The organism is Bordetella genomosp. 9 (assembly GCF_002261425.1).
In the GTDB taxonomy this organism is placed as follows: Bacteria; Pseudomonadota; Gammaproteobacteria; order Burkholderiales; family Burkholderiaceae_B; genus Bordetella_C.
This window is the reverse complement of record NZ_NEVJ01000001.1, coordinates 687,152-709,241: the sequence shown is the minus strand read 5'-3', so window position 1 is coordinate 709,241 and position 22,090 is coordinate 687,152. Positions and strand designations below refer to the sequence as shown.

The 22,090-nt window shown below is 66.5% G+C and carries 22 protein-coding genes; 6 read left to right on the top strand and 16 right to left on the bottom strand.

Annotation, left to right across the window (positions count from 1 at the left end; genetic code table 11):
• Positions 1 to 3 precede the first annotated feature (3 nt).
• Positions 4 to 1,500, bottom strand: coding sequence for a RecQ family ATP-dependent DNA helicase (locus CAL26_RS03110; RefSeq protein ID WP_179283233.1), 1,497 nt, complete (start codon positions 1,498 to 1,500; stop codon positions 4 to 6).
• Between the two features lie 202 nt (positions 1,501 to 1,702).
• Here CAL26_RS03110 and CAL26_RS03105 point away from each other — a divergent pair, with 202 nt between their 5' ends.
• Complete coding sequence (locus CAL26_RS03105; protein WP_094845440.1) at positions 1,703 to 2,671, top strand: tripartite tricarboxylate transporter substrate binding protein; 969 nt, start codon at positions 1,703 to 1,705, stop codon at positions 2,669 to 2,671.
• Positions 2,672 to 2,674: 3 nt separating this feature from the next.
• Here CAL26_RS03105 and hpaH read toward each other — a convergent pair whose 3' ends face one another.
• From hpaH to CAL26_RS03080, 5 genes are read right to left on the bottom strand one after another with little or no spacing between them, the layout of a single operon-like run.
• A complete protein-coding gene (gene hpaH, locus CAL26_RS03100; RefSeq protein WP_094845439.1) occupies positions 2,675 to 3,457 on the bottom strand; it encodes a 2-oxo-hept-4-ene-1,7-dioate hydratase in 783 nt (260 codons plus the stop codon).
• 55 nt (positions 3,458 to 3,512) lie between these two features.
• Positions 3,513 to 4,394, bottom strand: a complete 882-nt coding sequence (locus CAL26_RS03095; RefSeq protein ID WP_094845438.1) for a fumarylacetoacetate hydrolase family protein — start codon at positions 4,392 to 4,394, stop codon at positions 3,513 to 3,515.
• The gene (locus CAL26_RS03090; RefSeq protein WP_094845437.1) at positions 4,391 to 5,263 is read right to left on the bottom strand and encodes an amidohydrolase family protein; all 873 of its coding nucleotides are present in this window, start codon (positions 5,261 to 5,263) and stop codon (positions 4,391 to 4,393) included. The genes CAL26_RS03095 and CAL26_RS03090 overlap by 4 nt, the downstream gene beginning before the upstream one ends.
• On the bottom strand, positions 5,260 to 5,655 hold the full coding sequence (locus CAL26_RS03085; protein WP_094845436.1) for a RidA family protein: 396 nt from the start codon (positions 5,653 to 5,655) through the stop codon (positions 5,260 to 5,262). Before CAL26_RS03085 ends, CAL26_RS03090 begins: the two co-directional genes overlap by 4 nt.
• Positions 5,656 to 5,666: 11 nt before the next feature.
• Complete coding sequence (locus tag CAL26_RS03080) at positions 5,667 to 6,638, bottom strand: Bug family tripartite tricarboxylate transporter substrate binding protein (RefSeq protein ID WP_094845435.1); 972 nt, start codon at positions 6,636 to 6,638, stop codon at positions 5,667 to 5,669.
• 243 nt (positions 6,639 to 6,881) lie between these two features.
• Here CAL26_RS03080 and CAL26_RS03075 point away from each other — a divergent pair, with 243 nt between their 5' ends.
• The 4 genes from CAL26_RS03075 (at position 6,882) to CAL26_RS03060 (ending at position 10,644) form a co-directional block, all read left to right on the top strand.
• Positions 6,882 to 7,532: a flavin reductase family protein gene (locus CAL26_RS03075; protein WP_094845434.1), complete on the top strand. Its 651-nt coding sequence runs from the start codon at positions 6,882 to 6,884 to the stop codon at positions 7,530 to 7,532.
• Complete coding sequence (locus CAL26_RS03070; RefSeq protein WP_094845433.1) at positions 7,529 to 8,362, top strand: IclR family transcriptional regulator; 834 nt, start codon at positions 7,529 to 7,531, stop codon at positions 8,360 to 8,362. The genes CAL26_RS03075 and CAL26_RS03070 overlap by 4 nt, the downstream gene beginning before the upstream one ends.
• 132 nt (positions 8,363 to 8,494) lie before the next feature.
• Positions 8,495 to 9,811 carry an MFS transporter gene (locus CAL26_RS03065; protein WP_094845432.1) on the top strand — a complete coding sequence of 439 codons (1,317 nt, stop codon included), beginning with the start codon at positions 8,495 to 8,497 and terminating at the stop codon, positions 9,809 to 9,811.
• 8 nt (positions 9,812 to 9,819) lie between these two features.
• Entirely contained in the window at positions 9,820 to 10,644 is an 825-nt protein-coding gene (locus CAL26_RS03060) for a phosphodiesterase (RefSeq protein WP_094845999.1), read from the top strand.
• Positions 10,645 to 10,684: 40 nt separating this feature from the next.
• Here CAL26_RS03060 and CAL26_RS03055 read toward each other — a convergent pair whose 3' ends face one another.
• On the bottom strand, positions 10,685 to 11,713 hold the full coding sequence (locus CAL26_RS03055) for a Bug family tripartite tricarboxylate transporter substrate binding protein (protein ID WP_094845431.1): 1,029 nt from the start codon (positions 11,711 to 11,713) through the stop codon (positions 10,685 to 10,687).
• A 139-nt stretch (positions 11,714 to 11,852) separates the two neighbouring features.
• On the opposite strand from CAL26_RS03055, the gene CAL26_RS03050 reads away from it, so the two are divergent.
• Entirely contained in the window at positions 11,853 to 13,271 is a 1,419-nt protein-coding gene (locus CAL26_RS03050; protein WP_094845430.1) for an amidase, read from the top strand.
• Here CAL26_RS03050 and CAL26_RS03045 read toward each other — a convergent pair.
• The 9 genes from CAL26_RS03045 to urtB form a co-directional block, all read right to left on the bottom strand.
• Positions 13,264 to 14,931, bottom strand: a complete 1,668-nt coding sequence (locus tag CAL26_RS03045) for a TRAP transporter large permease (RefSeq protein WP_094845429.1) — start codon at positions 14,929 to 14,931, stop codon at positions 13,264 to 13,266. The genes CAL26_RS03050 and CAL26_RS03045 overlap by 8 nt on opposite strands.
• A gap of 1 nt (position 14,932) precedes the next feature.
• On the bottom strand, positions 14,933 to 15,586 hold the full coding sequence (locus CAL26_RS03040; protein ID WP_094845428.1) for a TRAP transporter small permease subunit: 654 nt from the start codon (positions 15,584 to 15,586) through the stop codon (positions 14,933 to 14,935).
• 10 nt (positions 15,587 to 15,596) lie between these two features.
• Positions 15,597 to 16,700: a TRAP transporter substrate-binding protein gene (locus CAL26_RS03035; protein WP_094845427.1), complete on the bottom strand. Its 1,104-nt coding sequence runs from the start codon at positions 16,698 to 16,700 to the stop codon at positions 15,597 to 15,599.
• A gap of 192 nt (positions 16,701 to 16,892) precedes the next feature.
• Complete coding sequence (locus CAL26_RS03030; RefSeq protein ID WP_094845426.1) at positions 16,893 to 17,225, bottom strand: FmdB family zinc ribbon protein; 333 nt, start codon at positions 17,223 to 17,225, stop codon at positions 16,893 to 16,895.
• An 18-nt stretch (positions 17,226 to 17,243) separates the two neighbouring features.
• Complete coding sequence (fmdA, locus tag CAL26_RS03025) at positions 17,244 to 18,473, bottom strand: formamidase (protein ID WP_094845425.1); 1,230 nt, start codon at positions 18,471 to 18,473, stop codon at positions 17,244 to 17,246.
• A gap of 18 nt (positions 18,474 to 18,491) precedes the next feature.
• Positions 18,492 to 19,184: an urea ABC transporter ATP-binding subunit UrtE gene (gene urtE, locus CAL26_RS03020; RefSeq protein ID WP_094845424.1), complete on the bottom strand. Its 693-nt coding sequence runs from the start codon at positions 19,182 to 19,184 to the stop codon at positions 18,492 to 18,494.
• A gap of 18 nt (positions 19,185 to 19,202) precedes the next feature.
• Positions 19,203 to 19,976 (bottom strand): urea ABC transporter ATP-binding protein UrtD, encoded by a 774-nt coding sequence (gene urtD, locus CAL26_RS03015; protein WP_232464698.1) that lies wholly within the window; start codon positions 19,974 to 19,976, stop codon positions 19,203 to 19,205.
• On the bottom strand, positions 19,973 to 21,136 hold the full coding sequence (urtC, locus tag CAL26_RS03010) for an urea ABC transporter permease subunit UrtC (RefSeq protein ID WP_094845423.1): 1,164 nt from the start codon (positions 21,134 to 21,136) through the stop codon (positions 19,973 to 19,975). Before urtC ends, urtD begins: the two co-directional genes overlap by 4 nt.
• Positions 21,137 to 21,154: 18 nt before the next feature.
• Positions 21,155 to 22,072 (bottom strand): urea ABC transporter permease subunit UrtB, encoded by a 918-nt coding sequence (gene urtB, locus CAL26_RS03005; protein WP_094845422.1) that lies wholly within the window; start codon positions 22,070 to 22,072, stop codon positions 21,155 to 21,157.
• Positions 22,073 to 22,090 lie beyond the last annotated feature (18 nt).

The window sequence follows — 22,090 nt, the reverse complement described above, 5'->3', positions numbered from 1 at the left end:
CAGCTAGGCCGCCGCGGCCCGCGCGTCCGCTTCGGCCTGGCGGGCCAGTTCGCAGCTATCGCAGTGTCCGCAGCGCTCCCAGTCGGGCACGTCGCCGAAGTGTTCCAGCAGCATGCGCCAGCGGCAAAGCCCGCTGCGCGCGTACTGCACCATCGAGGCCAGGATGGCCTTGTCGTGTTCCGCGCGCTGTTCGTATTTTTCGGCAGCCAGCGCGGCGCGCTCGCGCGCGTCCTCCACGCCGCACGGCCGCACCCGATCCTGGTCGTCGCTTTCCACCAGTCCCGCGTCGGCCAGCAGCTTCAACCCCACCCGCAGCTTGCGCACCCCGACCTTGCCCAGCGACGCCGCCAGCGCGGCTTCCGTCAAGGGAGTGTCCGCGTCTTCAAGCACCTGCAGCACGCGCAGCAGCAGGTCCTTGGTGGGATAGCGATTGGCCAGGAAGAACTGCTGGATGCGCTTGTCCTTCTCCTCGTGTATCAGCACGCATGACGCGGGTTGGCCATCGCGTCCGCCGCGACCGGACTCCTGGTAGTAGGAATCCAGGCTGCCCGGCAACTGCGCATGCACGACCAGCCGCACGTCGGGCTTGTCGATGCCCATGCCGAAGGCGTCCGTCGCCACCATCACCGGGGTGCCGCCCGACATGAAGGCGTCCTGCGCCTCGTGCCGCGCCCTGGCGGCCAGCCGGCCGTGATACAGCGCGGCGTCGATACCGGCGTCACGCAGCACCTGGTGCAGCACTTCCGCTTCTTTCACGGTCGTGCTGTAGACGATGGCGGGACCCCGCGCCTGCTTCACCAGTTCCAGCACGGCGTCCTGCTTGCGGCCCTCATCGCTGACCTGGCGTACCGCGTAGTGCAGGTTGTCGCGGTAAACGCCCACCTTGACCACGCAGGCAGCGGTCAGGTCCAGCGTCGCGGCGATGTCGTGGATCACTTCGTCGGTCGCGGTGGCGGTCATGGCCAGGACGGGTGGCGAACCGACCGCGCGGACTGCGGCCGGTATATCCAGGAAGGCCGGCCGGAAGTCGTGGCCCCATTGCGAAATGCAGTGGGCTTCGTCGACGACGAACAGCCGCACGGTCTGCCGTTTCAGCCAATCCATGAAGCCCGCGTCGGCCAGGCGCTCCGGGGTCGCCAGCACGATGGGTTGCTTGCGGCTGCCGCCGTTCTTCAGGTAGCGCTCCTGTTCCTCGCTGGGCGTCGCGCTGTTGAAGACCGCCGCATCCACGCCGAACTCGCGCAGCTTTTCGTCCTGGTCCTTCATCAGGGCGATGAGCGGGGACACGACCACGGTCACGCCGGGCTTGCATAGCGCGGGAACCTGGTAGCACAGGGATTTGCCGCTGCCGGTGGGCATCACGGCGATGGTGTGGTTGCCGCGCAGCACGCTGGCCATGACTTCGGCCTGGCCTGGCCGCAGATCGGCAACCCCGAAGCGGTCGCGCAACACGCGGCGCGCCTGGGCGGGTAAGGCAATGGGTAGGGTCGCGGTAGGCATGGGATGTCTGCGAGAAAGCCCCGCCATTGCAAGCCGTGTGCCGCCACCCGCGTCCGCGTTCGACGCCCCGGCCGGGCAAGTCGCCGCCGGCCGCCAGGGCGGCGGCTCCCTGGCGCACGGGGCAAAGAAACGCTTGCATTGCCGCGGCCGATGCAGTGATATTCTAATGTTTTAGTACAACAATAACCCCGGAGGAGACCCCATGCGACCATTTCGCCTTGCCGCCGCCTGCGCCCTGCTGGCCGGCGCGGCCGGCACCGCCGCCCAGGCAGCCGACAGCTACCCCAGCCACCCCATCACCATCATCGTTCCGGCTTCGCCGGGCGGCGCGATCGATATCGTCGCGCGGCTGATCAGCCAGAAGATGACGACGTCCATGGGCCAGTCCGTGGTGGTCCAGAACAAACCCGGCGCCACCGGCACCATAGGCGAGGACTATGTCGCCAAGAGCGCGCCCGACGGCTATACCCTGGTCCTGGCCGCCAGCTCGCACGCCATCAACCCCACCATGTTCAAGCTGCCGTACGACACGGTGAAAAGCTTCGAACCCGTCGCGCTGACGCACTCCGTGCCGCTGATGCTGGTCGTCACCCCCAGCTTGCCGGTCAAGTCGGTGAAGGAATTGATCGCCTACGGCAAGGCGCATCCGCATGAATTGACGTTCGCCTCCAGCGGCCCCGGCGGCGCGCCGCATTTTTCCGGCGAGCTGTTCAAGAGCATGACGGGCATCGATATGGTCCATGTGCCGTACAAGGGCAGCACGGCGGCGCACCCGGACCTGACCAGCGGCCGGGTGTCCATGATGTTCGATACGCTGGCCGCGCTACATGCGCCGGTATCCGGCAAGCTGGTGCGCCCGCTGGCCGTCACCACGACCAAACGCGCCCCGGCCTACCCCGACATTCCGACCATGGCGGAAGCGGGCCTGCCCGGCTATGACACCAGCACCTGGGGCGGCGTGCTGGCGCCGGCCGGCACGCCGGCGGCCGTCGTCAACAAGTTGAACGCCGAGATCAACAAGGCCCTGTCCGACCCCGTCGTACGCAAGACACTGCAGCAGGCCAGCATCGATCCGGTGACCGAGTCGCCGCAGTACTTCGCCAAATTCATCGACACCGAAATGGTGAAATGGGCCAAGGTCGCCAAGGACGCCAACATCCACCCGGAATAGGCATCAGGAAAAATGCACGCCGATGCCGCCCAGCGGGCCGTAGTCGGCATGCAGCGTATCGCCCGCCTTCACCGGCACGGTGCGCGTGAACGAACCGGCCAGCACGATATGCCCGGCTTCCAGTCCGGTATCGTGCTGCGCCAGCTTGTTCGCCAGCCACGCGATGCCCAGCGCGGGATGCCCCAGCACGGCGGCCGATACGCCGGATTCCTCGATCACGCCGTTCTTCAGCAGGATCGCACCCACCCAGCGCAGATCGATGTCCATGGGACGCACCGGACGGCCGCCCAGCACGATGCCCGCGCAGGCGGCGTTGTCGGCGATGTTGTCGACGATGGTGCGCGGATATTTGCTGCGGCCGTCGATGATCTCCAGGGCCGGCACCACGTAATCCGTGGCACCCAGCACGTCGAACAGGCTGACGTCGGGACCGCGCAGCGGCTTGCCCAGCACGAAGGCCAGCTCGACTTCCACGCGCGGCACGATCAGCGTCGCGGTCGGGATGTCCTGGCCATCCTGGAAGAACATGCTGTCCAGAAGATGCCCGTAATCCGGCTCGTCGATGCCGACGGTGCTTTGCATGGCCTTGGACGTCAGGCCGATCTTGTGCCCGCGCAGGCGCGCGCCCTGCGCGATCTTCTGGTCGATGATGCGTTTCTGGATGGCATAGGAATCCGCGATTTCCATGCCGGGAAAGGTCTGGGCCAACTGCGTGACGGGTTGGCCGGTGCGTTCGGCCTGCAACAGCAGCGTCGCGGCGCGATCGCGGTCCTGGTCGTTCAACATGAGTATGTGCTCGCGAAAGACAGTAAAGCAGTCAGGCGGCAAGGCCGTCAGGCGATCAGGCGGCCGGTCCCCGGGCGATGGCCGCCGGGTCGTCGGCAACGGGGTTGGACAGGGTGCCGATGCCGGGCACCTCGACGTCGACTACGTCGCCGGGCTTCAGGAAACGCGGCGGATCGAAGCGCACGCCCGCCCCCACCGGCGTGCCGGTGGAGATGATGTCGCCCGGCTCCAGGGTGGTCCAGATGGAGATGTAGCGGATCAGCTCGGCGAAGGGGAACATCAGGTTCGCCGTCGTGTCGTGCTGCCTCTGTTCGCCATTGACGCGCGTCGTCACGGTCAAGGGGGCATCCGGATCGAAGGCGTCGGACGTGACCATCCACGGTCCCATCGATCCGCTCGCGTCGAAGTTCTTGCCCTGCGTCACATTGAACTTGCCATGGCGCAGCCAGTCGCGCACCGTGCCTTCGTTGGCGCAGGTCAGCCCGGCCACGTGCGACCAGGCATCGGCCGCGGCTATGCGCCGGCCGCGCTTGCCGATGACCAGCGCGATCTCGCCTTCGTAGTCCAGCTGCTCCGACTCGGGCGGGCGCAGCAGCGGCTGGCCGTGGCCGACGAAGGATCCCGGGAACCGCGGGAATACGCTGGGATAGGCCGGCGGCGCACTGCCGTCCTTGTATTCCTCGTTGCGGTTGCCGTAGTTCACGCCGACGCAGATGATTTTTTCCGGATGGGGAATGGGCGGCAGCAGGCGCACGTGCGCCAGCTTCAGGCTGGCGCTCAAGGTCTCCGCGCGGCGGGCGAGTTCCGGCAAGGCGTTCGCCGCCAGCGCGGCGCGCAGGTCCGCATGCCCCTGCCCGCCCAGGTCGACGACGTCGTCCTCGCCGCGCAGCAGGCCGAAGCTGGCGCGGCCCTGGTGTTCGAAGGAAAGCAGCTTCATTTGTCGAATCCGAAAAGGCGGGCGGGGTTGTCGACCATGATCTTCCGCAAGGTGGCGGCGTCGCCCGCGTAGCGCGCCGCCTGGTCCACCAGCCGGCCTTCGTCCGGCGTGGCCTTGACGGACACGGGATGCGGCCAATCGCTGCCCCACACCACGCGATCCGGATTGGCTTCGATCAGCGCATGCGCCAGCGGCAGCACGTCGTCCCACGGTTCGCCGGCCTTCGACAGCTTCTCCGTCAACGACAGCATGACCCAGAAGTTGCCGCGCTTGAGCAGTTCCAGCAGCTTGCGCCGGCTGGGGTCCTGGGCGCCCGCGGCGGGGTCCGCGCGGCCCATGTGGTCGATCAGCACGGGGATATCCAGGTCCTCGAACTGCGCGGCCTGCGCCATGATGCCATCGGGTTCCGGCTGGAACTTGGCGTACCAGCCCAGCTCGCGCAGCCGCGCGATGGACCGCTGGAACACCGCGGGCTCCATGCTGATGCCCAGGCCCTGCCGCGTGTAGCGCGCGCCGCGCACGCCGGCATCGTGCAGTTTCGCGATGTAGGCGTCGTCGCGCTCGGCCAGCACGGCGGCGTTGGCGCAGCCGCGATAATCCGGCCCGGCGGCGGCCAGCCCGTCGAGCACGACCTGGTGGTCCGCTCCGTAGGTGGTCGCCTGCACGATGACGCCGCGCTGGATGCCCAGCAGGCGGTGCAGGCGCAGGGCCACCTCGATGGTGGCGCCGGGCATCTCGTAGGCGGCGCTGGGGCGCACGGGATACCGGTCCGCGGGGCCGAACACATGGAACTGGCTGTCGCAGGCGCCGGCCGGCAGCCGCGTGCGCGGCGCGCTGGGATTGGGATGGAACGATTGATACTGCGTCATGCCGCGTCCTCCTCGACGATCACCGCGACGAAGTCGCATTCGATCAGCTTGTCGCCATCCAGGTCGGCCTGCATCGTGTGGCGCGCCGGCCGGTCCTCGGCATTCGGAAAGGCGCGCAGCCACACGGCATTCAGCGCCGCGCGCTGTCCGCGGTCGCGCATCCACACCGTCATCTTGACGATGGAAGCCAGCGAGCCGCCGCCGGCTTCGACGATGCGCCGCACGTGATCGAACATCAGTTCGCACTGGCGTTCGAGGGTCTCGCCATAGGCGCCCGTGGCAGGGTCGGTGCCCTGGATGCTGCCCGAATACAGCATGGCGCCCAGGCGGCACGCAGCCGGGATGGGATTCTTGTGGCTGAAGCCTTCGGCATAGATGCTGCGTCTGCTCATGGCGGGATTCCTCAGTTGGCGGTGATGCCGGCGCGTTCGATGATCGGCGTCCAGCGCGCGTCCTCGGCGGCCAGGTAGCGCGTGAATTCTTCCGGCGTGTTGCCGCGCGCCTGCGCACCCATGTCGTCGAAGCGCTTGATGATGTCGGGCTGCTTGAGTATGCCGGCCAGGGCCTGGCTCAACCGCGCGAGGATCTCCGGCGACGTGCCCTTGGGCGCGAGCAGCCCGGTGAACGTCGCCGCCTCCATGCCCTGCACGCCCGCTTCGGCGAAGGTCGGCACGTCGGGCAGCGATGGCAGGCGCGTGGCCGTGGTGACCGCCAGCGCGCGCAGCTTGCCGTCCTTGATGAAAGGCGTGGCCACCGAGATCTGGTCGAACTGGAAGTCCACCTGGCCGCCGAGCAGGTCCGTGTTGGCGGGCGCGTTTCCCTTGTACTGCGCGGTGGTCCAGCGCGCGCCCGTCACGTGCTGCAGCAGCTCGCTGACCAGATGATTGGTGGTGCCGGCGCCGGGCGACGCCATGGTCAGCTTGCCCGGCTCCTTCTTCGCCAATGCGATCAGCTCGCCCACCGTCTTGACCGGCAGCGAGGGTTTCACTTCCAGCACCAGCGGCGTGTACGACACCGAACTGATGGGCGCGAAATCGCGATCCCACTTGTAGGCCGGACGCTTGAAGATCAGCGGGCTGAACAGCAGCGGACCGTTCGCCGCCATGAAGAGCGTGTACCCGTCGGGATCGGCGCGCGCAACGAATTCGCCGGCGATCATGCCGCCCGCGCCCGGCTTGTTCTCCACGATGATGGGCTGGCCCAGCGCGGCTTGCAGGCCGGGGCTGATCAGCCTGGCGGCCACGTCGACGTTGCCGCCGGGCGGGTACGGCACGACGATGCGTATGGGGCGGTCGGGCCAGGCGGCATGGGCAATCGAAGTCAGGCCGGCAAGCGCGATGGCGGCGCAGGCCGGAGCCAGCAGGCGGCGGATCATGATGTTGTCTCCGTATTCGTCGTTGTGTCGATCTTGTGCAAGCACTCTAGGAATTTGCGCGGGAAGCGACAATGCCGAAGTCGAAAAAAAGTCCGTATAGTGGACTTAATAGCGCGATGCCATCGGCGGCGCTTTTGCTCGCTCGCGCAAAATTTCCGACAATACGCCTGGAGACATCGGCAAAAAGGCCGATTGGCCATCGACAGATGGTTCAATAATTGGACACCTCGGAACAGATCCATCATGCGTATCGATGCCCCGGAACTGACGCCCCAGCAAACCTACAAGCTCCTGTCCGGCATCGTGGTGCCCCGCCCCATCGCCTGGATCAGCAGCGTGGGTCCCCAGGGCAAGGTGAACCTGGCGCCCTTCAGCTGCTTCACTTTCGTGTCGAACGCCCCACCGCTGTTGGGCATCAACATCGGCCGCAAGGCCGGCGAACGCAAGGACACGGCGCGCAACATCCTGGCGCAGCGGCATTTCGTGGTGAACGTCGCCGACGAAACGCTGCTGGATGCCCTGCATGACAGCGCCGAGGAGCATCCGCCGGAAATCAGCGAAGCCGAGCTGCTGGGGCTGGAGACCGTGCCTGGCGTCGCGGTCGATACGCCGCGCCTGGCGGCCGCGCCCATCAGCATGGAATGCCGGTTCCACAGCGTCACGCCGTACGGCGACACGGGCGCGGAGTTCTTCGTGGGCGAAGTGCTGGTCTTCCATGTCCGCGACGGCCTGGCGCACGACTGCAAGATAGACACCGAAGCCTTGCGGCCGGTGTGCCGCATCGGCGGCCCCAACTATGCTTCCCTGGGGCCCATCGTCAGCAAGCGCGTCATCCGCCAGACGCCGAAATCGGTCATGGCGGCCGAACCCGACGCGTCGCCGGACCAGCCGTGAGCACGCCGGCCGCCGATGATGCGCCGGCCGGCGCGCAGACCGTGCGCCGCGCCGTGGCGCTGCTGCGGCTGGTGGCCTGCGGACAGGAACGCGGCGTCCGCCTGATCGATCTGGTGCGTATGTCCGGCCTGAACCGGCCGACGGTGCACCGCCTGCTCAAGGCCTTGATCCAGGAAGGCGCGGTGGAACAGGATCCCGAGACGCGGCGCTACCTGATCGGGCAGGAAGTCACCCTGCTCGGGCTGGCGCGGACGCGCCGCTTTCCGCTGCTCACCCTGGCCGATCCTTATCTGATCGAACTGGCGCAGCAAGTGGGCGACACCGTGTTCCTGAGCATCCGCCACGGCCACGACTCCATCTGTATCGGCCGGCGCACCGGGCATCACCCCATCCAGGTGCTGTCGATCGAAGTCGGCGTCCGCCGGCCGCTGGGCGTGGGCGTGTCCGGCGTGGCGCTGCTGGCCAGCCTGCCGGAACAGGAAAGCGATGTCCTGGTCGCCGACAATGCCGCGCGCCTGGCCGTGCTGGGTGAAAAGCCCCAGGACATCCTGGCGCGCGTCGCCGCCGCGCGCGCCACCGGCATCGCGCACGCGCCCGCCGGTCTGATGCCGGGCACCAGCGCGGTCTCGGTGCCGGTCCCGGGTCCCGGCGGCACCGCCCTGGGCGCGGTGACCGTCACCGCCATGGCCAACCGGCTGACGGCGGACCGCTATGGCGAAGTCGTGCGCCTCATGCGCCAGACCGCGCAGGCGATCGCACGCCGGCACCAGGAGCGCTATCCCGGCCTGGCCTGGTCCGGCGACATACTGGCTGGCGACGGCGGGTCCTGATCCACACGTATAGGGTCGTTACATCTGGGCGCAGGCCGTGAACGCGGCAAGCGCCGTTATGGGCCACCATGCGGCCTTGGATTATGACCAGTCATAAATACACCCGGGCCTACCCGGAGGAGGAAGCAGCATATGAGTTTCGACGGATTCGATTCCGCGCGGGTCGCGCGTTTCCAGCGCAAGGTCACATTGTTATCGGCAGGCGGGACGTTCCTGGACGGCTTCGACCTGACCATCGTGGCGGTGGCCTTGCCGCTGATCAAGCAGCAATGGAACGTGCAGGCGGGCGCGCAGAGCCTGCTGGTATCGTCGGCCATCATCGGTTCTTTCGTCGGCGCCATATTGCTGGGTCGGCTGACCGATCGCTTCGGGCGCAAGGCCATGTACGTGGTGGACCTGCTGGCCTTCGTCATCTTCGCCGCCTTGACCGCGCTGTCCCAGGACATCTGGCAATTGATCGCCTTCCGCTTCCTGCTGGGGGTGGGCATCGGCGCGGATTACCCGATTTCGGCCACACTGGTTACCGAATTCAGCTCCCGCCACAAGCGCGGCCAGCACGGGACTTTCCTGGCGGCCATGTGGTTCGTGGGAGCGGTGGCGGCCTACCTGGTCGGCCTGGCCTGCCTGCCCGCCGGGCCGGCGGCATGGCGCTACATGTTCATGGTCGGCGCGGTGTTCGCACTGGTCATTTTCTTTTTCCGGATCACGCTGCCGGAATCGCCGCGCTGGCTGCAATCGCGCGGACGCATCGAGGAAGCGCAGGCCATCATGTTGAAGGTCACCGGCGAGCCGGTGGTGCTGGCCCCCGACACGGGACGCAAGGTGGGACTGGCGCAGTTGTTCAGTCCGGCGCTGGCGCGGCGCACCCTGTTCGTCTTCGGCTTCTGGTTCTGCTACGCCACCGCCTACTACGGCATCGCCATGTACACGCCCACGCTGATTTCGCCCTTCGCGCAGGGTTCGCACGCGGCCACGCTGGTGGGCTCGGGCATCGTCGCCGTGCTGGGCATGATCGGCGCCTTCATCGGCATGAAGCTGGTCGACAGCTGGGGGCGCCGGCCGCTGCTGATCACGTCCTTCGCGGGCCTGACCGCGGCGCTGGTGGCGCTGGCCATGAACAGCAATCCCAGCTTCGGTTTCCTGGTGGTGCTGTTCAGCTGCGCCGTGCTGTTCGCCAACTCGGGCGGCGGCATCCTGAATTTCGTCTATCCGACCGAGCTGTTTCCCACCGACATCCGCGCGGGCGCATCCGGCATGGCCACCGGCGTCAGCCGCATCGGTTCCATCCTGGGCGTGCTGGTGTTTCCCAACTTCGTCGCATGGTGGGGCAACAGCGCCGCGCTGTGGTTCTTTTCGGCGATCGGTGCAATGGGCCTTATCATTTCCGTGGCCCTGGCGCCCGAAACCAAGGGCACCAGCCTTGAAGAACTGAACCAGGCGCGCGCATGACCATGGCCATGACCACATTGATCGCCCAGCTTTCCGATCCGCATATCCGCGAACCCGGACGCCTGGCCTACGGACGCATCGACACGGCGCCCTACCTGCGTCGCGCGGTGCAGGCCGTCATGTCGCTGAAGCAGCGGCCTGACGCCGTGATCCTGACGGGCGACCTGACCGACTTCGGCCGGGCCGAGGAATACGCGCACCTGGCCGAGCTGCTGAGCGGACTGGGCATGCCGACCTACCTGCTGCCGGGCAATCACGATGACCGAGACCAGCTGCGCCGCAGTTTTCCGGCGCACACCTACCTGGGCGAAGCGGGCCCGGTGCGCTACGCCGTGAAGATAGGCGGCCTGCGCGTGGTCGCGCTGGACACCAGCGTGGCGGGCCGCAGCGATGGCGCGATCGGCCCCGATCAGCTCGACTGGCTGGAGACGACCCTGTCGGCCCATGATGGCGAGCCCGTCATCGTGGCCCTGCATCATCCGCCCTTCGAGACCTTCATCGGGCACATGGACGCGATCGGCCTGCGCGAAGGCAGCGCGGCGCTGGAAGCGGTGATCGCGCGGCACCCCAATGTCGAACGCGTGATCTGCGGCCATGACCATCGCGCCATCGAAAAGCGCTTCGGGGGCACCATCGCGACGGTCTGTCCCAGCCCCGCGCACCAGGTCTGCCTGGACCTGTCGCCCGACGCGCCGTCGGCGTGGGTGCTGGAGCCCCCGGCTTTCCGGCTGTACGCCTTGGGCCAGGATGGCCGCGTCGTCAGCCATCTGGCGCCCATCGGCGATTTCGACGGGCCGCATCCTTTCCACGAAAGCGGCAAGCTGATCGACTGAAGCGGCGGGCGATGCGGACGCGTGTCCGCATCGCGGCGACTCATTCGAACTGGAAGCCGGCCTGCTTGGCGACAGGCGCCCAGTAATCGCGCTCCTTGCGCACACGCGCGGCCAGTTGCGCATGATCCATGGGCTTCACGATCAGGCCGTTCTCCTGCAGGCGCTTTACCAACGCGGGATCCTGCGCGGCCTTCAGGAACACGCGTTCCAGCGCCGCCGCGGTCTTGTCGGGCAAACCTGCCGGCGCGAAAATCGCATAGAAGCTGGTGGCGGCTTCGAATTGCGGAAAGCCCTGCTCCCTGGCTGTCGGCACGTCGGGCAGGGAGGCCAGGCGATCCGACCCGCTCAGCCCCAGGAACTTGATTTTGCCGCCTTGATAGAGCGGCATCATGCTGGCCGCGGCATCCCAGCCCATCGATACGCGGTCGCTGGCCACATCCACCAGCATGGGCGAGGCGCCCTTGTACACCACCGGGGCGATGTCCACGCCGATCGCCTTGCCCAGCGCGATCGTGCCCAACTGCCCCGAGCTGCCTTGCGCGGCCAGCCCCACGGTGGCATTGGCCGGGTGCGCCTTGGCCCAGGCGACATACTCCTTCATATTGCCGTAGGGTTGGCCGGCGCCGGTGACGATGGCGGTGGGTATGTCCACCAGCAGCGCGATGGGACGGAAATCCTTGTCGCCGTCATAGCCCAGGTTCTTGTAGGTGTGCGGATAGATGGTGAAGGCCGGCGACGTCGCCAGCAGCAGCGTCAGGCCATCGGGCGCGGCGCGCTGCACGTAGCTGTTGGCGATGCGCGTCGACGCTCCGGGCCGGTTGTCGACGATGACTTCCTTGACGCCTTCCTTCGACAGCTGCTCGGCGAAGGTACGCGCCGTCAGGTCCGCCGCCCCGCCGGGCGCGAAGCCGACCACGATCTTGATCAATCCGTTGGGCAGGCCGTCAGCAGGCTGTGCGCCCTGGGCGTGGGCGCAGGACACGGCCATCGACCACCCCGACACCATCAGCACGGCGGCGCGCAGAAAGCGCGCCGGTTTGGCATGAATGGCTGCGTACTGCTTCGTCATTACTTCCACCTCATATAGGGACCTGCCTGGGGCCGGCCCGCGTCCTGGAACGCCCGCCGGATTTTCTGGGATACTAAGCGCGCCGCGCTTGTATCTACATCGGTACTTACCCATGCGGGCGCGCCTCACCGGGGAAGAGATGAGCGACCTGAGCTATACGTCGGCTGTCGAGCTGGGCAAATTGATCAAGGCAAAAGCCGTGTCGCCGGTCGAGCTGGTCCGCGCGACGCTGGAACGGGCCGAACGCCTGCAGCCCGCGCTGAACTGCTTCATCACGCTATGCGGCGACGCCGCCATGGACGCGGCCAAGGCAGCGGAAAGCGAGATCATGGCGGGCCGGTATCGCGGTCCCCTGCACGGCATTCCCTACGCGGCGAAAGACCTGGTCGACACGGCCGGCATACGCACGACCTACGGAACGCTGGCCTACAAGGACCACGTGCCGACGCAGGACGCGGTGGCCGTCGCGCGGCTGAAGCAGGCAGGCGCCATCCTGTTCGGCAAGACGACCACGCCTGAATTCGGCAGCCAGTCGATCACGCGCTCGCCGCTGTTCGGCGATACGCGCAACGCATGGAGCGCCCGACACTCCAGCGGGGGATCCAGCGGCGGCGCGGCCGTCGCGGTGGCCACGGGCATCGGCGCGATCGGCATCGCCACCGATGGCGGCGGCTCGACCCGCATTCCCGCGTCGGTGAACGGCGTGGTCGGGCTCAAGCAAGGCCTGGGCGTGGTCCCGCACAGCCAGGCGCAGGACACCTACGGCAACCAGACCTATGTCACGCCCATTTCGCGCACCGTCATGGACACCGTCGTCATGCTCGACGCCATGGCCGGCGCGGACGGTTGCGATCCCTGGTCCATGGCGCGCGGCAGCGCCGCGATCATGGATGGGACGACACCTTCCTTGCACGGTTGCCGGATCAAGTATTGCCTGGCCCCGCGCGGCAAGCTGGTCGAGGCCTCCGTGGAGCAGGCGTTCGCCGATGCATTGAAAATCATGGCGGACGCGGGCGCGCGGCTGCAGGCCTTCGACGCCGGCGACGAGTTCGACGTCGAACCGATATGGCGCACCGTCAATCACACGGTGTGGCGCGCGCGCTTCGGCAAGCTGGTCCAGGAACGGCCGGCCGACTTCAGCGCGACCTTCATCCGGCAGATCGAATCCGCCCAGTCATACACGGCGGCGGATTACCAGGAAGCCATGTTCGCCCGGACGCGGCTGTTCCGCCATGTCGAAAGCCTGCTGGCCGACGCGGATATGCTGGTGACGCCGACGCTGCTGCGGCCGGCGCTGCCGCTGGAGCAGGACCTGTTCGAGCCCTTCGAGATCGCCGGCCGCCGCATCGAAGGCATACGCAGCAACTGGTTCCCCTGGACCATGCCGTTCAACATGACGGGCAATCCCGCCATCAGCCTGCCCAACGGCTACGACGCGGCCGGGCTGCCGATCGGCATCCAGTTCGTGGGATCGTTGGGCCGCGATGGAGACCTGCTGCGGCGCGCCCTGGCCTTCGAGGCGCTGACGCCGCAGCATTACCGCCAGCCTGCTATTTGAAAAGCGCGCCGGCGTCGCCGCTATCGTTGCCGTAGACGCTGCCGCCGTAGCCGCCCTGCACGTCTATCTTCACCGACGACGGGTCGACCTGCGACTGGTCGCCCTTGTAATGCATCACCATCGCGGGCATCAGCATGACCATCGCCACCATCGCCAGCTGGATCACGATGAACGGCACCGAACCCCAGTAGATCTGCCCGGTGGTCACCGGTGCGATCGTGCGGCCCGTGACCTTGTCGCGGTACGGATCCTTGGGCGCGACCGAGCGCAGGTAGAACAGCGCGAAACCGAACGGCGGATGCATGAAGGACGTCTGCATGTTCACCGCCAGGATCACGCCGAACCAGATCAGGTCGATGCCCATCTTCTCGGCCACCGGTCCCAGCAGCGGCACGATGATGAAGGCCAGTTCGAAGAAGTCCAGGAAGAACGCCAGCACGAAGGTCAGCACGCTGACCACGATCAGGAAGCCCCACTGCCCGCCCGGCAGGCCGGTCAGCAGGTGCTCCACCCACAGGTCGCCGTTCACGCCTCGGAAGGTCAGCCCGAACACCGTCGATCCCACCAGGATGAACACCACGAAGCAGGACAGCTTGGTAGTCGTGTCCATGGCCTGCTTCATCAGGTCCAGGGTCAGGCGCTTGCGCGCCAGCGCCATGGCGATGGCGCCGACCGCGCCCATGGCGCCGCCCTCGGTGGGCGTGGCCACGCCGATGAAGATGGTGCCCAGCACCAGGAAGATCAGGAACAGCGGCGGGATCATCACGAAGGTGACGCGTTCGGCCAGCGCCGACAGCAGGCCCAGCCTGAGCACCTTGTTGACGATGGCGATGACGAAGGCGGTCAACCCCCACAACAGCAGGCTGAGCACGATGCGCTCGTCGGCGGGCGCCGTGTCGTTCTCCATCCACTGGCCCAGCGCCCAGGCCACCGTCACCGAGATCGCCATCAGCACCAGCAGCGAGCGGCCGCCGCGCGTGCCGTTGTCTTCGCGGAAACGCCGGGCCTCTTCCGGCAGGGCCGGCGCCGACGCGGGCTTGATCACGCACATGATGGCCACGTAGACGATGTACAGCCCCGCCAGCACGAAGCCCGGCACCATCGCCGCGCGGTACATGTCGCCGATGGAGCGGCCCAGCTGGTCGGCCAGGATGATCAGCACCAGCGACGGCGGAATGATCTGCGATAGTGTGCCCGATGCGGCGATCACGCCGCTGGCCAGGCGCCGGTCGTAGCCGTAACGCAGCATGATGGGCAGCGAGATCAGGCCCATCGAGATCACCGATGCGGACACCACGCCGGTGGTCGCCGCCAGCATGGCGCCGACGAACACCACGGCAAAGGCCAGGCCGCCGCGCACGGTGCCGAACAGCTGGCCGATGGTCTCCAGCAGGTCTTCGGCCATGCCGGATCGCTCCAGCACCAGGCCCATCAGGGTGAAGAACGGCACCGCCAGCAGCGTGTCGTTGGAGATGATGCCGAAGATGCGCTGCGGCAGGGCCTGGAACAGCGCGGGCGTGAGCAGCCCCAGCTCGATGCCGATCAGGCCGTACAGGATGCCGTTGGCCGCCAGCGCGAAGGCGACGGGAAAGCCCAGCAGCAGGAACACCACCAGGGTGGCGAACATGATGGGCGCGAGGTTGGCGATGAGGAAATCCATCTCAGCGCCCTCCGTCGCGGGAATCGGCCGGGCCGGCCGGCGCCGCGGCCTGCGCCAGCGCGGCGGCTTCGCGGGCCTGCGCCTCGCGGGCGATCTCCTCGGCCAGTTCCTCTTCGGCCGAACGGGCGCCGTCGCGTTTGCCCGGATCCTCGCAGCGGCCCCGCAGGAAGCCCACGCACTTGATCAGGTGCGACACCCCCGCCAGCACCAGCAGCGCGAAACCCGCCGGGATCAGCAGCTTGACCGGCCAGCGCACCAGCCCGCCGGAGTTCGAAGACTGTTCATTCGTGACGAAGGAATCGACGAACACCGGCCAGGACAGCACCAGGATCAGTACGCACGCCGGCAGCAGGAAGAACACCACGCCGAAGATCTCGATCCAGATCTGCTTGCGCCGCGGCAGGCGCGAGGACAGGATGTCCACGCGCACGTGCTCGTTCTTCAGCAGCGTATAGCCCGAGGCCAGCAGGAACATCGCCCCGAACATATACCATTGCAGCTCCAGCCAGGCGTTCGAGCTGGTGTGCAGCACCTTGCGCACCACCGCGTTGCCGGCGCTGACCAGCACCACCAGCAGCGTCACCCAGGTGACGGCGCGGCCCACGCGCAGGTTGATCGCGTCGACCAGACGCGACAGGGCAAGTAGGGATTCCATTGCTGCTCGCTTACTTGCCGCCGTTGTTGCGCCCTATGGTGCCCATGTAGCCGTCGAAGCTGCCGTCCGCCACGCGGAACCACGGGATTTCGTTGTCGCGGAAGGCCACCATGCTTTCGTAGAGCTTTTTGAACATGGGGCTCTTGGCGCTCATTTCCTCGTAGACCTTGAGCGACTCGGCATAGCAGGCATCCATCACCGGCTTGGGGAAGGCCCGCAGCTGCGCGCCGTTGGCGATCAGGCGACGCAACGCAGCCGGGTTTTCCGCGTCGTACTTGGCGATCATGTCGTTGGTCGCCGCGGCGCTGGCCTGCTCCAGCACGGCCTGGTAGTGCTTGGGCAGCTTGTTGTAGGCCTCCTGGTTGACGTACAGCGAGACCTGCAGCGTGCCTTCCCACCAGCCCGGAAAGTAATAGTATTTGGCGACCTTGTTGAAGCCGAGCTTTTCGTCGTCGTAGGGTCCGATCCATTCGGCGCCGTCGATGGTGCCCTTCTCCAGGGCCGGGTAGATGTCTCCGCCGGCGATCTGCTGCGGCACCACGCCCAGCCGCGACAACACCGCGCCCGCGAAGGCGCTCATGCGGAATTTCAGGCCTTTCAGGTCGTCGACCGACTTGATCTCGTTGCGGAACCAGCCGCCCATCTGGGTGCCGGTATAGCCGCACGGGAAGTTGACCACGTTATAGGTCTTGAACAGCTCGCGCAGCAGCTTCAGGCCGTCGCCGTGGCGCATCCAGGCGTTCATCTGGCGCGTGTTCAGGCCGAAGGGAACCGCGGCGTCGAAGCTGAGCGCCGGGTCCTTGCCGAAGTAGTAGTAGGACGCGCTGTGGCCGCATTCCACCGTACCGTTCTGCACGCCGTCCAGCACCTGCAGCGCGGGCACGATTTCGCCGGCCGGGAAGGCGCGGATGCTGAACTTGCCCCCGGTGGCTTCGCCGACGTATTTCGCCAGGTTCTCGCCGCCGCTATAGATCGCATCGGCGCTGCGCGGGAAGCTGGAGGCCAACCGCCAGTTGAGGGTGGGAGATTCCTGGGCAAAAACGGGGGAAGCGAGGGTGGCGCCACCGGCGGCGGCGCCCAGGGTGGCCTTTTTCAGGAAGGAACGGCGTTGCATCGAGGATGTCTCCCGGGTGTAGGAATGAACGGCTTCGGGACGCCGCCCGGGTAAGGCGGGTCCCGATTAGGAATTGTGTACAACAGCTTTCAACAAGCTGTCATTTGGGCCGACATCTTACGGGGGAACAGACGCAACGGGGCTTGCGGATAACCCTTAAAGATCGTTACAGATATGGAGCCCGGTGGGTGCTCAATGACTGATCATCCACGGCCGGCTGTTGGCGAAGGTCTTGCCGCCGTCGGCCGTGGTGCGCGTCTTGCCGGGACGGCGGCCGCCGCCGCAGCAGCCGCAATTCATGCCGTGCCCGCCGCGCGTACTGCGCGGTTCGCTGGCGTTCCGTTCATTCATGGCATGGGCCCGGTTGACCGCCGATGACAAGGCGCCCAGCGCGGGCGCCCCGGCCAGGATGCGGTCCGAGGCGGCGCCGCATTCCGGGCAGGGCGACGGATCGCGCCACTGCGCCATGGGCCGCATGGCGGAGAAGTCGCCGCATTGCTCGCAGGAGTAGTCGTAAAGGGGCATGGCGCGCTCCGGGACCGTTCAGAGATCGGGCGACAGCGGCATGTCGACCCCGCCGCTGATCGCTTTCACCGGGCCGTCGGCCGAAGGCTGGATGTCGAACTCGAATATCTCGGTCGGCAGCCACAGCGTGGCGCAGGCGTTCGGGATGTCCACCACCCCGCTGATATGGCCCTGCACCGGCGCCGTGCCCAGGATGGAATAGGCCTGCGCGCCCGAGTAGCCGAACTTCTTCAGGTATTCGATGGCGTTCAGGCAGGCCTGCCGGTAGGCGATGTGCACGTCCAGGTAATGCTGGCCGCCGCCCTCGTCGACGGAGATGCCTTCGAAGATCAGGTAATCCTTGTAGTTCGGGGTGATGGGACTGGGCTTGAAGATGGGGTTCCTGATCCCGTACTTGGCCATGCCGCCCTTGATCAGCGACACGCGCATGTGGATCCAGCCCGCCATCTCGATGGCGCCGCAGAAGGTGATCTCGCCGTCGCCCTGGGAGAAATGCAGGTCGCCGACCGACAGGCCGCCGCCCTTCACATAGACGGGAAAGAACACGCGCGATCCGCGCGACAGGTCCTTGATGTCGCAATTGCCGCCATGCTCGCGCGGCGGCACGGTGCGCGCGCCTTCGGCCGCCGCCTTGTCGCGGCCGGCGCCCTGCAGCTTGCCCATGTGGGCGGTCTGCGGCGAAGGCGGATTCGCCAACGGTGGCACCCGGGTGGGATTGGTATCGATCAGGGCCTGTTCGCGTTTGTTCCAGGTATCCAGCATGGCCTGGTCGGGCAGGCAGCCGATCAGGCCGGGATGGATCAGGCCGGCGAAGCGCACGCCGGGCACGTGGCGAGACTTGGTGAACATGCCCTCGAAATCCCAGATGGATTTCTGCGCCTGCGGAAAATGCTCGGTCAGGAAACCGCCGCCATTGTTCTTGCTGAAGAATCCGTTGAAGCCCCACAGGCTGTCCGGCTTGGCGCCGATGTCCAGGAAATCCACCACCAGCAGGTCGCCCGGCTCCGCGCCTTCGACGCCCACCGGGCCCGACAGGAAATGCACGGTCGACAGGTCGACGTCGCGCACGTCGTCGGCGCTGTCGTCGTTCTTGATGGCGCCGCCGGTCCAGTCGTAGGTTTCCAGCACGAAGTCGTCGCCGGGTTTCACCCAGGCGGCCATGGGAATGTCGGGATGCCAGCGGTTGTGGATGTTTTCGTTTTCGTACGGCGACTGCGCGAGATCGACCTTGATCAGGGTTTCGGGCATGGCTTGCTCCTTTGGGTTCTACACGGACAAATAGCGGCTGATGGTCTGCTCGTCGACCTGGTCGCGCACGTCTTCATGCACGAAACGGCCCTTGTCGATGACGATCAGGCGGTCGGCGATCTGCATGGTGAAGCTGAGCACCTGCTCGGACACGATGATGGCCAGGTCCTTGAGCTTGCGGATCTCCAGCAACGTGCGGGCGATGTCCTTGATGATGGACGGCTGTATGCCTTCGGTGGGCTCGTCCAGCATCAGCACCTTGGGCCCGGTGACCAGGGCCCGCGCGATCGCCAGCTGTTGCTGCTGGCCGCCGGAAAGATCGCCGCCGCGGCGGCGGCGCATTTCATGCAGCACCGGGAACAGCGCGAAGACGTCGTCCGGAATCGGATCGCGCAGCGCCCGGCCCGGCAGCCCGGTACGGATGTTTTCCTCCACCGTGAGCGTGGGAAAAATCATGCGGCCCTGCGGTACGTAGGCGACGCCGTTGCGCACGCGCTGGAAGCTTTCCATGGCGGTGATGTCCCTGCCATCGACGTCCACCTTGCCCTGCATCGACGGCAACACCCCCATCATGGTCTTGAACAGCGTGGTCTTGCCCATCCCATTGCGGCCCATGATCGCCACGATCTCGCCCTTGGCGACGCTCAGGTCCACGCCATGGATCACGCGGCTTTGGCCGTAGCCGGACACCAGGCCGGAAACATTGAACATGCGGGTTCTCCAGAACGGTCAGTGACCCAGATAGACTTCGATGACGCGCGGATCCGACTGCACCTTGTCCATCGGCCCTTCCGCCAGCACCTTGCCCTGGTGCAGCACGGTCACCTTGTGGGCGATGTTCTTCACGAACTCCATGTCGTGCTCGATGACGATCATGGAGCGGTCCTTGCTGATGCGGTTCAGCAATTCGGCGGTCTTTTCGCGTTCGGACACGCTCATGCCGGCCACCGGTTCGTCCAGCATCATCAGCTCGGGCTCCTGCATCAGCAGCATGCCGATCTCCAGCCATTGTTTCTGCCCGTGTGACAGCAGCTCGGCGGATTTCTCCAGCATGTCGGCCAGGAAGATGTCCTCCGCCACCTGCTCCACGCGCTCGATCACGTCGGCCGTGCGGCGGAAGGCCAGCGCGCCGAACACGCTGCGGCCGCGCGGGAAGGACACTTCCAGGTTTTCCCGCACGGTCAGGGTCTCGTAGATGGACGGCGTCTGGAACTTGCGGCCCACGCCGGCGCGCACGATCTCGTGTTCGGCCATGCGCGTCAGCTCGGTGTCCTTGAAACGGATCGAGCCGGACGTCGCCTTGGTGCGGCCGCAGATCAGGTCCAGCACCGTGGTCTTGCCCGCGCCGTTGGGCCCGATGACCACGCGCAGCTCGCCCTTGTCCACGTACAGGTTCAGGTCGTTGACGGCGACGAAGCCGTTGAAGGAAACGGTCAGGCCTTCGACGTAGAGCGCGAACTCCTGCGCGCCGGCGGGGCGGACATTCATCAGCGGCGGATTCATGCGGCCTCCGTGGGCGATGCGGCTTCAGGCGCGGCCGGACTGGCTACGGCCGGTGTTGCCCGCGGCGCCGCGGCGCGTTCTCGGCGGCCCAGGCGGGGCTGCACGTACCGGGTATAGAGGCCGGCCAGGCCATTGGGGAAGGCCATGACCACGGCGATGAACAGGCCGCCCATCAGGAACAGCCACAGTTGCGGGAAACTTTCGGAAAAATAGCTCTTGCCGAAGTTCACCAGCAGCGTGCCGTAGACCGCGCCCAGCAGCGACAGCCGGCCGCCGACCGCGGCGAAGATCACCATCTCGATCGATGGCACGATGCCGACGAAGGACGGCGACATGAAGCCCACCTGCAAGGTGAACATCGCGCCGCCGATGGCGGAAAAGACCGCCGCCACGCAGAACACGAAAACCTTGAACCCGGCCACGTCATAACCGGAAAACCGCACCCGCTCTTCCTTGTCGCGCATGGCCATCAGCAGCTTGCCCAGCTTGGACGACAGCAGGAAACGGGCGAACAGCAGGCAGGCGAACAGCAGGACGCCGTTGACGAAATACAGGATCACGCGCGCCGAATCGGTGCGGATGTCCCAGCCCAGCAGCGTCTTCAGGTCGGTGATGCCGTTCACGCCGCCGGTCAGCCCCTGCTGGCCGATGATCAGCACCGACAGGATCAGCGCGATGGCCTGGGTGACGATGGCGAAGTAGGTGTCGCCGACGCGGCGCTTGAACATCGCCACGCCGATGATCAATGCCAGCAGCGCCGGCACGATGGGCACCGCGAACACGGTGAACAGGAAACTCTTGAAGGGAACCCAGAACCAGGGCAGCGCCGTGATCTGGTTCCAGTCCATGAAGTCGGGGATGCCCGGCGTCGACTGGATCTTGGTGGCTTCCACCGTGGACGCCTCCAGCTTCAGGAACATCGCCATGCAATAGCCGCCGATGCCGAAGAACACCCCCTGCCCCAGGCTCAGGATGCCGCCGTAGCCCCAGCACAGCACCAGGCCCAGCGCCACGAAGGCATAGGTCAGGTATTTGCCCACCAGGTTCAGGCGGAAGCCATCCAGCGCCAGCGGAAACACGATGAAGATCAGCGCCGCCAGGACCGCCAGGCCCACCAGGCCCTGGCGCCCGCCCAATACATTCTTGTAGATGAGTTTCACGTTCGATCTCCCGGCGGCCTACTTGCGTACCTTGATCGTGAACAGGCCCTGCGGACGCAGCATCAGGATGATGACCACGGCCGACAAGGTCAGTACCTTCGCCATGGAGCCCGTCAGGAAGAACTCCGACACCGACTGCGTCTGCGCGATCACGAACGCCGAGGCGATGGTGCCGTAGAGGCTGGCGGCGCCGCCGAAGACCACCGTCAGGAAGGTGTCGACGATGTAGAGCGATCCGCTGGTCGGCCCGGTCGAACCGATGGTGGTGAAGGCCGCGCCGGCGATGCCCGCGATGCCGCACCCCAGCGCGAACGTCATGCGATCGACCTTCTTGGTATCGATGCCCACCGCGCCGCTCATCACCCGGTTCTGCACCGTGGCGCGCACGTGCAAACCCCAGCTGGAGCGGAACAGCGCGAACAGCAGGGCCACGGTCAGGATCACAGTGATGGACATCACCACCAGGCCGTTGATCGGGATGTCGACGCCGGCCAGCGGCTGCACCGACCCCATCAGCCAGTCCGGCAGGGTCGGACTGACTTCGCGCGGGCCGAAGACGGACCGCAGCGCCTGCTGCATCACCAGCGACAGGCCCCAGGTCGCCAGCAGCGTATCCAGCGGCCGGCGGTACAGATGGCGGATCATCAGCCATTCCACCAGCCAGCCCAGCGCGAACGTCGCCACGAAGGCGGCGGCGATCGCCACGAAGAAGTAATACGGCATGGCGCCGGGCGCGTATTGCTGGGTCAGTTCCGAGAACAGGTAGGTGGTGTAGGCGCCCACCGCCAGGAACTCGCCGTGCGCCATGTTGATGACGCCCATCTGCCCGAAAATGATGGCCAGCCCCAAGGCCATCAGAAGGAGGACACTGAACACGGACAGGCCATTGAAGCCCTGCATCAAAAGGATCGCGCCTAGATCGGAAAAGGATTCCATGGCCTGGACCTGTTCAAG

What these genes read in the sequence shown, in the direction of transcription:
- CAL26_RS03045 (WP_094845429.1), bottom strand. Translation starts at nt 14,931, where the DNA reads ATGGATTTCCTCATCGCCAACCTCGCGCCCATCATGTTCGCCACCCTG.
- urtB (WP_094845422.1), bottom strand. Translation starts at nt 22,072, where the DNA reads ATGGAATCCTTTTCCGATCTAGGCGCGATCCTTTTGATGCAGGGCTTC.
- CAL26_RS03090 (WP_094845437.1), bottom strand. Translation starts at nt 5,263, where the DNA reads ATGACGCAGTATCAATCGTTCCATCCCAATCCCAGCGCGCCGCGCACG.
- CAL26_RS03060 (WP_094845999.1), top strand. Translation starts at nt 9,820, where the DNA reads ATGACCACATTGATCGCCCAGCTTTCCGATCCGCATATCCGCGAACCC.
- CAL26_RS03075 (WP_094845434.1), top strand. Translation starts at nt 6,882, where the DNA reads ATGCGTATCGATGCCCCGGAACTGACGCCCCAGCAAACCTACAAGCTC.
- CAL26_RS03085 (WP_094845436.1), bottom strand. Translation starts at nt 5,655, where the DNA reads ATGAGCAGACGCAGCATCTATGCCGAAGGCTTCAGCCACAAGAATCCC.
- hpaH (WP_094845439.1), bottom strand. Translation starts at nt 3,457, where the DNA reads ATGTTGAACGACCAGGACCGCGATCGCGCCGCGACGCTGCTGTTGCAG.
- CAL26_RS03080 (WP_094845435.1), bottom strand. Translation starts at nt 6,638, where the DNA reads ATGATCCGCCGCCTGCTGGCTCCGGCCTGCGCCGCCATCGCGCTTGCC.
- urtD (WP_232464698.1), bottom strand. Translation starts at nt 19,976, where the DNA reads ATGAATCCGCCGCTGATGAATGTCCGCCCCGCCGGCGCGCAGGAGTTC.
- fmdA (WP_094845425.1), bottom strand. Translation starts at nt 18,473, where the DNA reads ATGCCCGAAACCCTGATCAAGGTCGATCTCGCGCAGTCGCCGTACGAA.
- urtE (WP_094845424.1), bottom strand. Translation starts at nt 19,184, where the DNA reads ATGTTCAATGTTTCCGGCCTGGTGTCCGGCTACGGCCAAAGCCGCGTG.
- CAL26_RS03095 (WP_094845438.1), bottom strand. Translation starts at nt 4,394, where the DNA reads ATGAAGCTGCTTTCCTTCGAACACCAGGGCCGCGCCAGCTTCGGCCTG.
- CAL26_RS03030 (WP_094845426.1), bottom strand. Translation starts at nt 17,225, where the DNA reads ATGCCCCTTTACGACTACTCCTGCGAGCAATGCGGCGACTTCTCCGCC.
- CAL26_RS03050 (WP_094845430.1), top strand. Translation starts at nt 11,853, where the DNA reads ATGAGCGACCTGAGCTATACGTCGGCTGTCGAGCTGGGCAAATTGATC.
- CAL26_RS03035 (WP_094845427.1), bottom strand. Translation starts at nt 16,700, where the DNA reads ATGCAACGCCGTTCCTTCCTGAAAAAGGCCACCCTGGGCGCCGCCGCC.
- CAL26_RS03110 (WP_179283233.1), bottom strand. Translation starts at nt 1,500, where the DNA reads ATGCCTACCGCGACCCTACCCATTGCCTTACCCGCCCAGGCGCGCCGC.
- CAL26_RS03040 (WP_094845428.1), bottom strand. Translation starts at nt 15,586, where the DNA reads ATGGAATCCCTACTTGCCCTGTCGCGTCTGGTCGACGCGATCAACCTG.
- CAL26_RS03105 (WP_094845440.1), top strand. Translation starts at nt 1,703, where the DNA reads ATGCGACCATTTCGCCTTGCCGCCGCCTGCGCCCTGCTGGCCGGCGCG.
- CAL26_RS03055 (WP_094845431.1), bottom strand. Translation starts at nt 11,713, where the DNA reads ATGACGAAGCAGTACGCAGCCATTCATGCCAAACCGGCGCGCTTTCTG.
- CAL26_RS03065 (WP_094845432.1), top strand. Translation starts at nt 8,495, where the DNA reads ATGAGTTTCGACGGATTCGATTCCGCGCGGGTCGCGCGTTTCCAGCGC.